At 73.0% G+C, this 12,586-nt stretch carries 7 protein-coding genes; all 7 read right to left on the bottom strand.

The annotated features are described in order from the left end of the window. Positions 1 to 226: 226 nt before the first annotated feature. Positions 227 to 745: a DUF1990 domain-containing protein gene (locus ABT300_RS17910; protein WP_351676377.1), complete on the bottom strand. Its 519-nt coding sequence runs from the start codon at positions 743 to 745 to the stop codon at positions 227 to 229. Between the two features lie 74 nt (positions 746 to 819). Beyond that, positions 820 to 2,484, bottom strand: a complete 1,665-nt coding sequence (locus ABT300_RS17905; protein WP_351676375.1) for a M4 family metallopeptidase — start codon at positions 2,482 to 2,484, stop codon at positions 820 to 822. A 317-nt stretch (positions 2,485 to 2,801) separates the two neighbouring features. Further along, positions 2,802 to 4,850 carry a M4 family metallopeptidase gene (locus ABT300_RS17900; protein WP_351676373.1) on the bottom strand — a complete coding sequence of 683 codons (2,049 nt, stop codon included), beginning with the start codon at positions 4,848 to 4,850 and terminating at the stop codon, positions 2,802 to 2,804. A 302-nt stretch (positions 4,851 to 5,152) separates the two neighbouring features. Continuing rightward, positions 5,153 to 6,961: an ABC transporter ATP-binding protein gene (locus ABT300_RS17895; RefSeq protein WP_351676371.1), complete on the bottom strand. Its 1,809-nt coding sequence runs from the start codon at positions 6,959 to 6,961 to the stop codon at positions 5,153 to 5,155. Between the two features lie 134 nt (positions 6,962 to 7,095). After that, positions 7,096 to 8,811, bottom strand: a complete 1,716-nt coding sequence (locus ABT300_RS17890) for an ABC transporter ATP-binding protein (protein WP_351676369.1) — start codon at positions 8,809 to 8,811, stop codon at positions 7,096 to 7,098. 37 nt (positions 8,812 to 8,848) lie between these two features. Continuing rightward, on the bottom strand, positions 8,849 to 10,711 hold the full coding sequence (locus ABT300_RS17885; protein WP_351676367.1) for an ABC transporter ATP-binding protein: 1,863 nt from the start codon (positions 10,709 to 10,711) through the stop codon (positions 8,849 to 8,851). Then, positions 10,708 to 12,513: an ABC transporter ATP-binding protein gene (locus ABT300_RS17880; RefSeq protein ID WP_351676365.1), complete on the bottom strand. Its 1,806-nt coding sequence runs from the start codon at positions 12,511 to 12,513 to the stop codon at positions 10,708 to 10,710. Before ABT300_RS17880 ends, ABT300_RS17885 begins: the two co-directional genes overlap by 4 nt. Positions 12,514 to 12,586: the final 73 nt, after the last annotated feature.

Below are 12,586 nucleotides of genomic sequence, written 5' to 3'. Positions count from 1 at the left end.
GCGGAAACGCCATCCCTGCCCGGACTTGTACAACGACAGCTGGGCCCAGACGGTGTCCCCTTCGCACCGGGAGTCGTGACCCAGAAGGTCGCCGTCGGCCTCGAAGGGGTCAGACCGTGATCAAGGGATGTGCCGTCCCTGGGGGCGGTCGCTGAGGGAACGTCAAAAAGCCCTTGGAGCAACGCCGTTCACTCGACTCGTCCCCCGAGGGCGTCGCGCAGGCCGGTCAGGAGTCCTCGCCTCCGCACAGCTCCCGCAGGACCTTGCCGCAGCGGCGGGCGTAGGCGTGTTGGAGGGTTCGGGTGGCGGGGCCGGCGGCTATCGCGTACCACTTCGCGGCGCGGCTGAACGCGGTGACCGTCAGCCAGACCGTGCCGTCTCCGGTGCGGTCGACGACGAAGGACTCCTCGCCGCGTTCGGGGTGGCCGGGGAGGGTGCCGTAGGCCCAGCCGGCGCGACGGGGTTCGTCCACCGTCCAGACCACGCGGCAGGGGGCCTTGATGAGGCCGGCCAGGGTGACGGTGACGTCGACGTCGGGGGCCGCCCGGTCCGCCGTGGCGTCGATGCCGACGCCCAGGGCGCGGTGCATCCGCCACGTCATGACGGCGTCGGCGGCGCGCCGGAAGACGTCGTGGCCCTCGCCGAGGCGTGCGCGGACGTGGAGGGGGTGGAAGCCCTCAGGGCAGGAGCCGGGGCGATCGCGCGTCGCGCCGACTTCGTCGTACGTGAAGTCCTTCGAAGACATGGGAGCCAAGAGTAGGACGGCGCCCGGGACCGCCTTCGTCCCGGGCGCCGCTTACTCACTCGCTTGTGGTCGGGTCAGTTGACGTTGATCGCCGACCAGGCCGCCGCCACGGCCTTGTACTCGGCGCTGCTGGTGCCGCCGTACAGCGACGAGGCCGCCGAGAGGGTGCCGGTGCGGGCGCCCTTGTAGGTGGTCGTCGACGTGAAGTACGTCGTCAGCGCCTTGTACCAGATCTGCAGCGCCTTGGCGCGGCCGATGCCGGTGACCGTGGAGCCGTTGGACGTCGGGGAGTTGTAGCTCACCCCGTTGATCGTCTTCGCGCCGCTGCCTTCGGACAGCAGGTAGAAGAAGTGGTTCGCGGGGCCGGACGAGTAGTGCGGGTCGAGGCCGGCCACGGCGGAGGACCAGTAGTCCTTGGACGCGCCGTCCTTGCTGGGCTTGTCCATGTAGCGCAGCGGGGTGCCGTCGCCGTTGATGTTGATCTTCTCGCCGATGAGGTAGTCGCCCTTGTCGGACGCGTTGTTGGCGAAGAACTCGACGCCGGTGCCCAGGATGTCCGAGGTCGCCTCGTTGAGACCGCCGGCCTCGTTCTCGTACTCCAGGCCCGCGGTGACCGAGGTCAGGCCGTGGCTCATCTCGTGGCCGGCCACGTCCAGCGACGTCAGCGGGTGGGTGTTGCCGTCGCCGTCGCCGTACGTCATGCAGAAGCAGTCGTCGTCCCAGAACGCGTTGACGTAGGCGTTGCCGAAGTGGACCCGGGAGTAGGCGGCCTTGCCGTCGTTGCGGATGCCGCTGCGGTTGAAGGTGCTCTTGTAGAAGTCCCAGGTCATCTGCGCGCCGTAGGCGGCGTCCACGGCGGCCGTCTGGTCGCTGGAGGAGCTGGAGGCCGTGCCGGTGCCCCACGCGTCGTCCGCGTCGGTGAACAGGGTGCCGGTGGAGGCGGACGAGCTGCGCGCCTTGTTGTACGTCTTGTGGCCGCCGCGCGTGCCGTCGGTCAGGTTGAACGTCGAGCCCGACTTGGTCGTGTTGAGGGTGACCGAGCCCGAGTAGAGGCTCTTGCCGGTGCCGGTCTCGATGGCCTGGTGCTCGTAGAGCTTCTTGCCGGTGGTGGCGTCGGTGATGACGTGCAGCCTGCTCGGGGTGCCGTCGTCCTGGAGGCCGCCGACGACGGTCTCGTAGGCGAGGGTCGGGGTGCCGTTGCCGGCCCAGATCACCTTGCGGGGGGCCTGGTCGGCGGCGGAGGCCTCCGAGCCCGCGGCCTTGGCGGCGGTCAGCGCCTGCTTCTGGACCTTGGCGGTGGCGACCTGCGGGGTGAGCGTGGGCACCTTGATGGCGGCCGAGACGGCCTTGGTGACGCTCTGGGCGCCGGAGGGGGCCCGGTGCACGACGAGGTCGCCGCCGAGGACCGGCAGGCCCGCGTAGGTGCGCTCGTAGCGGGTGTGGACCGTGCCGTCGACGTCCTTGACGACGTCCTTGACGAGCAGCTTCTCCTGGACGCCGAGGCCTATCGACTTGGCGGTCGCGGGAGCGTCGGACTGCTGCTGCTGGATGAGCGTGGCGCGGGCCGCGGAGGACAGCTGGACCGGGGCGCCCTGCAGGGCTGCCCTCGCGCCGGAGTCCGCCGGGGTCTGGGCGGCGGCGCTGCCGGTGGTCAGACCGGTGGTGACCAGGGCTCCGGCCGCGACGGCGGTGGCGATGGCCAGAGTGGTGCGCTTGTGACGCGCGTAGAGGGAGGTCACACAAGCTCCTTCATGTGGGGGGTCCGGGCGGCGTGGGGCGGCCGCCCGCGACGGGTGTGAAGTTGTGCGGCGGGTGAACGAAGACTGACATCCGGGCGCGTACATGTCAGGACCTCGAAGTGATGTTGGCTGAAAATCGACTGTCCGGTGAACATTGCAGGCACGTAAACGGAGTTGAGCTGTGGTAAAGCGGCAACAGGACGCGGGTAAGGGGCGGGCAAAAAGGGGACGCCGCCCCGGGGCGGTGAGGCCTCCGGAGCGGCGTCCTGTGCGGTGCCTTTCACGCGGCTGTGCGCGGCCCGTACGGGGCCTGCTGCCTACGGGAAGGTGAGCTTCCAGCTGTTGATGTAACCGGTGTCCTGGGCCGCGTTGTCCTGGACCCTCAACTGCCAGATACCGTTGGCGACCTCGGACGAGGCGTTCACCGTGTACGTGGTGTTGAGGTTGTCCGTGCTGCCGCCGGTGCCGTACGCCTTCAGCGTGTAGGCCGTGCCGTCGGGCGCGATCAGCTGCACCCGGAGGTCGCCGATGTAGGTGTGCACGATGTCGACCGCCACCGCGAGGTTCGACGGCGCGTTGCCGGTGCGGCCGGAGACGGTGATCGACGAGTTGACCGCCGCGCCGTTGTCCGGAATCGATACGTCGGTCGTGTTCTCGAAGGAGGTGCCGCCACCCCCGCCGCCGCCCGAACGCGAGCCCACCGCGATGCCGGCCCACGCGTCCTGGACCGCCTTGTACTCGTCGGAGGTGGTGCCGTACAGCTCACCGGTCGCCGCGAGGGTGCCGGTGCGGGCGCCCGCGTAGGTCGTGTTGGAGGTGAACTTCGTCGTGAGCGCGCGGTACCAGATCTGCAGCGCCTTGTCGCGGCCGATGCCGGTGACCGGAAGCCCGTCCGCGGTGGGCGAGTTGTAGCTGACGCCGTTGATGACCTTGGCGCCGCTGCCCTCGCTCAGCAGGTAGAAGAAGTGGTTGGCGGGGCCCGACGAGTAGTGCGGGTCGAGGCCTCCCACGCTGGACGACCAGTTGTCCCTGGAGGCGCCGTCCTTGCTGGGCTTGTCCATGTAGCGCAGCGGGGTGCCGTTGCCGTTGATGTTGATCTTCTCGCCGATGAGGTAGTCGCCCACGTCGGAGGAGTTGGCCGCGAAGAACTCCACCCCCGTGCCGAAGATGTCCGACGTCCCCTCGTTGAGGCCGCCGGCCTCGTTGCTGTAGTTCAGGTTCGCGGTGACCGAGGTGACGCCGTGGCTCATCTCGTGGCCGGCCACGTCGAGGGAGGTCAGCGGATTGGCGTTGCCGGAGCCGTCGCCGTACGTCATGCAGAAGCAGTCGTCGTCCCAGAACGCGTTCACGTACGCGTTGCCGTAGTGCACCCGCGAGTAGGCTCCGGCGCCGTCGTTCTTGATGCCGCTGCGGCCGAAGGAGGACTTGTAGAAGTCCCAGGTGGCCGCTGCGCCGTAGTGGGCGTCGGCGCCCGCGGTGGCGGCGTTCGACGTGGTGCCGTTGCCCCAGGTGTCGCTGGTCTGCGAGAACAGCGTGCCGGTGCCCGACGAGCCGCGGTTGAGGTTGTAGGTCTTGTGGTTGCCGCGCGTGCCGTCGGTCAGCGTGAAGTTCGAACCCGACTGGGTCGTCCCGAGGGTGACCTGGCCGCTGTACTGGGTGTTGCCGATGCCCGTCCTGACGCCCTGGTACTCGAAGAGCTTCGCACCGGTGGCCGCGTCCGTGATGACGTGCAGCTGGTTCGGCGTGCCGTCGTCCTGGAAGCCGCCGACGACGGTCTCGTACGCCAGGGTGGGCTTGCCGCTCGCCGCCCAGATGACCTTGCGGGGCGCGGAGTCGGCGGTGGAGCTGGTGCCGCCGAGGGCCTTGGCGCGCTTGACCGCCTGCTGCTCGGCGGCCGCCGCGGTGACGCTCGGAGTGAGCCCGGGGACCTTGATCGTGGCGTTCGTCGCCTTGATGACGCCCTTGGCGGCGCCGGACGCGGCGGTGTCGACGATCAGGTCGCCGCCGAGGACCGGGAGGCCCGCGTAGGTGCGCTCGTAGCGGGTGTGCAGGGTGCCGTCGGCGTCCTTGACGACGTCCTTGACCGCCAGCTTCTCCTGCGAGCCGAGGCCGAGGGTCGCGGCGGTCTGCGCCTTGGAGGAGTCCGCGGCGCGGATCAGCTCGGTGCGCTGGGACGGGGAGAGCGCGAGGGCCGTGTGGGCCGGGTTGCCCTTGCCCGTCGCCTGCGGCGCCTTCTCCGGGGCGGCGGTCGCGGCGCCGGACTGCACGGCGGCGGCTATGAGCGCGGAGACGCCGACGAGGGCGACGGCCGCGGCGCGACGGGAGGGGCTGTGGGGGGTGCGTCTGCGAGAGGGACTGCTGCTCAACACTGACTCCTTCTGCGCGGCCGCGGATCACGCGGCCAGGGGAGACCCGACGGCGGGTGGGCCGTACGGGCACGACAGAGGCGGTACGCAGAACAAAGGCGGAACGTGGAGCGTGCGCGTAATTGTGGGGTTGCTGTGAACCAGCAGAGGGAAGAGTGGCAGTGGATTGCGCTGTCTGTCAGGAGCGCGTCAGAAAGTTGGCCGGAAACAGTCCGTTGTCCGGTAGTCGGTGTTCGATATACGGAGTCGTCGCATCCGTCGCATCCGTCGCTGCGCCCCCACCCCTCTCTCGAGGCGCGCCCTCACGACCCCCCGTGCCAGGTCCGCCACAGTGCCGCGTACGCGCCGCCGTCCGCCACCAGCGCCTCGTGCGTGCCGAGTTCCGTGAGACGGCCGTCCTCCATCACGGCGACCCGGTCCGCGTCGTGGGCGGTGTGCAGCCGGTGCGCGACGGCGATGACCGTCCGGCCCTGGAGCACCGCCGCCAGCGCCCGCTCGGTGTGCCGGGCCGTCGTCGGGTCCAGCAGCGCGGTCGCCTCGTCCAGGATCAGCGTGTGCGGGTCCGCCAGCACCACCCGGGCCAGCGCGATCTGCTGCGCCTGCGAGCCGTCCGCCGAGCGGCCGTCGCCGCCGCCCGGCTCGGCGTCGAGACCGCCCGGCAGCTCCCGCACCCAGTCGGCCGCGCCGACCGCGGCCAGCGCCGCCCACAACCGCGCGTCGTCCGCCGTGGGCTCGGCGATCAGCAGGTTGTCGCGGACCGTGCCGATGAAGACGTGATGCTCCTGCGTGACCAGGACGACCTGACGGCGCAGCGTCTCGGGCGCCAGGGCGGCGACGGGCGCGCCGCCCACCGTCACCGTGCCCGCGCTCGGCGCGTCCACGCCCGCCAGCAGCCGGCTCAGCGTGGTCTTGCCCGCACCGGACGGGCCGACGATCGCGAGCCGCTCCCCGGGCCGCACCGTCAGGTCGACCCCGCGCAGCACCTCGCCGCCGCGCTCGTAGGCGTACCGCACGCCCGTCACGTCGATCCGGTCGTCCACCGGCGCAGGCACCGGCACCGGCGCCTGCGCCTGCGCCGCCCGGCCGCCCCGTCCCGGGCGCGGCGTCCCCGCCAGGCCCTCCACCCGGGCGAACGACGCCCCGCTGCTCTGCAGTTGCTCGACGCGCACCAGGATCTGGTCCAGCGGCTCGGTGAACTGCCGCAGATACAGCGTCGCCGCCACCACCGCGCCCAGACTCATCGCCCCGCGCGCGTGCAGCGCGCCCCCCAGCAGCAGCACCCCCGCCACCGGCAGCGAGTACGACGTCTCGACCACGGGGAAGAACACCGAGCGCAGGAAGAGCGTGTGGAAGCGGGCGCGACGCGAGACCTCCAGCGCGTCCCGGTTCGCCGCCGTGCGCCGCCGCTCGAGCCGCAGCGCCTCCACCGTCCGCGCCCCGGACGCCGTCGCCGCGACGATCTCGGCGACCTCGGAGTCCGCCGCGCCCTGCGCGAGATAGCCGGCCCGCGCCCGCCGCAGATACCAGCGCAACGCGAACCAGATCGGCGTCAGCGCCAGCACCCCGACGACGCCGAGCAGCGGATCGATCACGAACACCGCGCCGAGCGTGAACAGCGCCTGGACCGTGCAGACCAGCAGCTCGGGCCCGGCGTCGCGCAGGGTGGCGCCCACGGCCGCCACGTCGGCGGTGCCCCGGGTGGTCAGATCGCCGACGCCCGCCCGCTCCACGACCGACGCGGGCAGGGCGAGCGTCCGCCCGACGAACTCCTCCCGGACCCGCGCCAGCGTGCGCTCGCCGAACCGGTGCCCCGCGTACCGGGCCCAGCGCGCCAGCAGCAGCTGCGCCGCCGCGCACACCAGGATCGCCGCCGCCAGCCGGTCCACGGGCCCGACGCCGTGCCCGGCCCGCACCTCGTCGATGATCCGCCCCAGCAGCCACGGCCCGGCGAGCCCGGCCCCGGCGGCGAGCACGTTCAGGGCGAGCGCTCCGGCGAACGCCCGCCGGTCGGCCCGCACCAGCCGCAGCACCGCCCGCCGCACGTCGGCCCGCCCGGCGACGGGCAGCCGCCCCGCGGGAGCGCCGTCGGCGGCGGCCCCGGTCTCCGTCATCGGGCCGCCTCCCCGCCTCGGGCCGCGGCCGTCGTCGGACGGGCTTCCCGTTCCGCCGTCGTCATCGGCTCGCCGCCTCGTCGCCTCGGGCCGTCGTCGTCATCGGGCCGCCTCCTGGTTCTCGGCCGCGGTCGTCATCGGGCGGCCTCCTGCGTGTCGTCGGCGTCGCGGGTCACCAGGGCGCGGTAGCCGGGCTCACGTCGCAGCAGGTCGCGGTGGCTGCCGGTCGCGGCGACCTTCCCGTCGACCAGGTAGTGCACCGTGTCCGCCCGGTCGAGGACCAGCGGGGAGGCGCTGGTGACGAGCGTGGTGCGGCCCGCCCGGTACGCGTGCAGCCGTTCCGCGACCGCCGCCTCCGTGTGCGCGTCGAGGGCCGACGTCGGCTCCACGGCCAGCAGCACCTCGGGGTCGGCGAGCAGGGCCCGCACCAGCCGTACCCGCTGCCGCTGGCCGCCGGAGAGGCTGCGGCCCTGCGCGGTGACGGTCGAGTCGAGCCCCTCGGGCAGACCCTGCACGATGTCGTCGGCCGCCGCCGCCCGCACCGCCCCCGCGATCTCCGCCGCCGAGGGCTCGCCCCGTCCGCAGACCGCCTCGCGCAGGGTCCCGGCGAACAGGTCGGCCTCGTGGTCGGCGACCAGGATGCGGGCCCTGACCTGCTCCAACGGCACGGCGTCCAGCCGCCGTCCGCCCCAGGTGACGTCCGAGGGACCGTACCGGCCGAGCCGGTCCACGACGGCCGTCAGCTCCGAGTGGCGTCTCCCGGCCAGCGCGGTCAGCCGGCCAGGGGCCACCCGCACACCCGAGCGGGGGTCGTGCAGCACCGACGGCTCGGCGGGCGCCTCGCCGGTCCCGGTGTCCGGATCGGGCTCCGTGCGCAGCAGCCGTACGACGCGCCGGGCGGCCACCACGCCCCGGCTCAGCTGGTAGCCCATGTCGACGAGGAACGCCACCGGGCCGACCAGGACGGCGACATAGCCGTACACCGACACCAGCTCGCCCACGGTCAGCTCGCCCCGGGCGGCCAGCCGGGCCGCGAGCCAGGTCACCGCGGCGAGGAACAGGGTGGGCAGGCCCACGCCGAGCGCCTGCATCCAGCTGGTGACCGCGCCGACCCGGTAGCCCTGCGCCCGCAGCCGCTGCGAGTCCCGGGCGAAGGAGTCCGCGAACAACTGCTTGCCGCCCAGTCCGTTGAGCACCCGCAGCCCGCCCGCGAGGTCGCCGATCCGCGCGGTCAGCACGCCCTGCCGCTCCCGGTACTCCGCCTCCGCGCCCTGCAGTCGCGCCATCAGCGGCCCGACCAGCACCGCGATCACCGGCATCCCCAGCAGCACGACCGCCGCCAGCGCCGGCGACACGGACAGCAGGAGGCCGGCGACGAAGACGTACACCACGAGCGAGCCGACGCCGGGCCCGACCACCGTCAGCGCATTGGCGATGGTCTGCACGTCGCCCACCCCGATGGTGACGACCTCCCCGGCGCCCGACCGGCGCGGCAGCGCGGCGCCCAGCCGGGCCGCGTGCCCGACGACGACCTTGGTGGTGCGGAAGTAGGCGTCCATGCGCACCCGGGTCATCGTGCGGTGCCGCATGATGCTCACCCACGCGTTGAGCGCGCCCACCGTGAGCAGGGCGGCCGTCCAGCCCGCGAGCGCGGCCGTGTCACCGGGTTCCAGCCCGTCGTCCACCGCCCGTGACAGCAGATACGGCGCGGTCGCCATCAGCACCATCCAGAGGCTGGCCAGCAGCGCCCCGGCCGCCGACCGCCCCGGCTGGCAGCGCACCAGCCACGCCAGGTACGCCCAGCCGCCGCGGCTGTCGGGCGTGCCGGGATCCTCGTACGCGTCGATCATCCGCTCGCCCTTCCGGCCCCCGTCGGTCGTCGGACGCTCACGCCAGACTGTCCCGCCAGGCCCGGTGCAGGTCCGCGAACCGGCCGGCGCCGGCGATGAGTTCGGCCGGTCCGCCGTCCTCGACGATACGGCCGTGCTCCATGACGAGCACCCGGTCGGCGATCTCCACGGTGGACAGCCGGTGCGCGATCACCACCGCGGTACGGCCCTTCAGCACCGTCGCCATCGCCGCCTGCACGGCCCGTTCGCCCGGAACGTCCAGCGAACTCGTCGCCTCGTCGAGGATCAGCACCGCCGGATCGGCGAGCAACGCCCTCGCGAAGGCCACCAGTTGGCGCTGGCCTGCGGAGATACGGCCGCCGCGCTTGCGTACGTCGGTGTCGTAGCCGTCGGGCAGGGCGCTGATGAACTCGTGCGCGCCGATCGCCTTCGCCGCCCGCTCGATCTCCTCCCGCGACGCGTCCGGCCGCCCGATGGCGATGTTCTCGGCGACCGTGCCGGAGAACAGGAACGCCTCCTGCGTCACCATCACCACACCGCGCCGCAGTTCGGGCACGGCCAGCTCGCGCAGGTCCACTCCGTCCAGCAGCACCCGGCCCGCGGACGGGTCGTAGAAGCGGGCGAGCAGCTTGGCCAGCGTGGACTTGCCGGCGCCGGTCGAGCCGACCACGGCGACCGTCTGCCCGGCGGGGAGCACGAGGTCGAAGCGGGGGAGGACCTCGCCGCCCGTGCGGTAGCCGAACGAGACCCCGTCGAAGACGACCTGTCGGCCGGGGAGGTCGCCCCGCGGGGCGGGCAGCTCCCGCGGCGCCGACGGCTCCGGCACGGACGGCTTCTGCGCGAGCAGCCCCGCGATCTTCTCCAGTGACGCGGCCGCCGACTGGTAGGAGTTGAGGAACATGCCGAGCCGGTCGATCGGGTCGTACAGCCGCCGCAGGTACAGCACCGCCGCCGCCAGCACGCCCAGCTCCAGCGAGCCGTCCGCGACCCGCGTGGCGCCCCACAGCACGATCGCCGCGACCGCCGTGTTGGCGACCAGCCGCGACCCGACCACATAGCGCGCCATCTCCAGCAGCGCGTCGCCGTTGCTGCGCTCGTGCCGCCGGTTGAGGACCCGGAAGCCGGCCTCGTTCACGGCCTCGCGCCGGAAGGCGCGCACCGGCCGGATGCCGTTCATCGTCTCCACGAACTTCACGATCACGGCCGCGATCGCGGTCGAGCGGGCCGTGAACACCCGGCCCGCGCGCCGCTGGTAGACCCGGACGAGGGCGTACAGCGGCACGAACGACGCGACCGCGACGGCGCCGAGGCCCAGGTCCAGCCAGAGCAGCATCGCGGAGATGAACAGGAAGGACAGCATGACCGAAACCAGTTCCTGCAGCCCCTCGTTGAGGAGCTCCCGCAGGGCCTCCACATCGCTGGTGGAGCGGGAGATGAGCCGGCCCGAGGTGTAGCGCTCGTGGAAGTCGAGGCTCAGCGCCTGCGCGTGCCGGAAGATCCGGCCGCGCAGATCGAGCAGCACGTCCTGGCTGACGCGGGCGGAGGCGAGCAGGAACGCGTACTGCAGCCCGCCGGACGCCACCGCGCACAGCAGGTAGCCGGCGCCCACCGCGACCAGCGGACCGTGGTCGTCGGCCCGCAGCGCCGGCACGGCGCGGTCGATGGCGTACGCCACCAGCAGCGGGCCCGCCTGCACGGCCGCCTGCTGGAGCAGCAGCACCAGCGTGGTCAGCGCGACGCGCGCCCGCATCGGGGCCAGCAGGGAACGCAGCAGCGCGCCGGTGGCGCCGGGCGCGGTGGGCAGGACGTCCTTGTCGAAGGGGTCCTGCGCGGCCGGCGGGCGCGCGTCCCGCGGGCCGTCGTCGTCGGTCGTCGGGGAGGACGTCGTGGGGGCGCTCATCGGTCGTCCTCCTGGCGGCCGGTTCCGGACATGAGGTGGGCGTACTCGGGGTTGTCGCGCAGCAGTTCCTGATGGGTGCCCACCGCGGCGATCCGGCCGTCGGACAGCAGCGCCACCCGGTCGGCGAGGAGCACGGTGGACGGGCGGTGGGCGACGATCAGCGCGGTGGTGTCGGCGAGGACCTGCCGCAGCGCGGCCTCCACGGCGGCCTCGGTGTGCACGTCCAGCGCGGACAGCGGGTCGTCGAGGACGAGGAAGGGCGGTCGGCCGACGACGGCCCTCGCCAGCGCGAGCCGCTGCCGCTGCCCGCCGGAGAGGCTGAGCCCCTGCTCGCCGACCTGGGTGTCGGCGCCCTGCGGCAGCGCGTGCACGAAGTCGGCCTGCGCCACGTCCAGCGCCCGTGCCAGCTCGACGGCGCCCGCCCGGTCGTCCGCGCCCATGAGGACGTTCTCCCCGACGCTCGCGGAGAACAGGGTCGGCTCCTCGAAGGCCACCGCGACCCGTGCGCGGAGCTCCTCGCGGGGCATCGCGGTGACGTCCTCGCCGTCCAGGGTGATACGGCCCGCCGTCGCCTCGTGCAGCCGGGGGACGAGGGCGGTGAGCGTGGTCTTCCCGCTGCCGGTGGCGCCGACCAGGGCCATGGACTCGCCGGGCCGGATGTGCAGGTCGACGCCGTCGAGGGTGGGCCGGGAGCCGGGGGCCGCGTCCGGGTAGCGGAAGGTGACGCCGACGAAGCGCAGCCCGCCGTCGGCCGCCGTGTCCGACTCCGCGCCCGCGCGGCCGGGTGCCGTCCGGACGACGGTGTCCTGCTCCGGCAGCTCGTCCATCACCTCGAAGTACCGCTGGGTGGCCGTCGCCGCCTCCTGGCTCATCGCCAGCAGGAACCCGATGGAGTCCACCGGCCAGCGCAGCGCGAGCGCGGTGGACAGGAAGGCGACCAGGGTGCCCGCGGACAGCTCGCCGTCCGCCACCTGCACCGCCCCCAGCATCAGCGCGGCCCCGATCGCCAGTTCGGGCAGCGTCACGATGACGGCCCAGATGGTGGCCAGCAGCCGGGCCTTGGCCAGTTCGGTGCCGCGCAGGGTCGACGACAGCTCGCGGAAGGCGCGCGCCTGGCTGCGGTGGCGGCCGAAGCCCTTCACGATCCGGATGCCGAGGACGCTCTCCTCGACGACGGTCGTCAGATCCCCCACCTGGTCCTGCGCCCGCCGCGCCACGACCGCGTACCGGTGCTCGAAGTACACGCACATCACGACGACGGGGACGGCCGGCCCGAGGATGACCAGCCCGAGCCGCCAGTCCTGCAGCAGCATGAGGACCACGCCGAGCAGGATCGTGACCGAGTTGACCAGCAGGAACGTCAGGGGGAAGGCGAGGAACATCCGCACCATCGCCAGATCGGCCGTCGCCCGGGACAGCAGCTGCCCGGACGCCCACCGGTCGTGGAACGCCACCGGCAGCCGCTGGAGCCGCCCGTACAACTCCGCCCGCATCTCCGCCTCGACGTGCGACAGCGGACGCGCCACCAGCCAGCGCCGCATCCCGAACAGCAGCGCCTCGGCGAGTCCGAGGAGCAGCAGGCAGAGCGAGCCCAGCCACACTCCTGCCGTGTCCCGGTCGGCCACCGGGCCGTCCACCATCCACTTCAGGACGAGGGGGATCACCAGCCCGGTACAGGAGGCGAGCACGGCGACGAGGGCGGCCGTGAACAGCCGCAGCCGCACGGGTCTGACGTACGGCCACAGGCGCAGCAGGGAGCGTACGGCGGAGCGGTCGGGGGTGGTTGCACGTGTCTCGGCCATCACCGCGAGCCTACGGACCGGCACTGACACAGCCCACCGAGTTTCGGCCCGTCCGGGCTCCGTCGCTGGTCCT

Source organism: Streptomyces sp. NPDC001027 (genome assembly GCF_040299045.1).
Lineage (GTDB): Bacteria > Actinomycetota > Actinomycetes > Streptomycetales > Streptomycetaceae > Streptomyces.
Note: the sequence above shows the minus strand (reverse complement) of the source record. Positions and strands in the feature narration are given on the sequence as shown.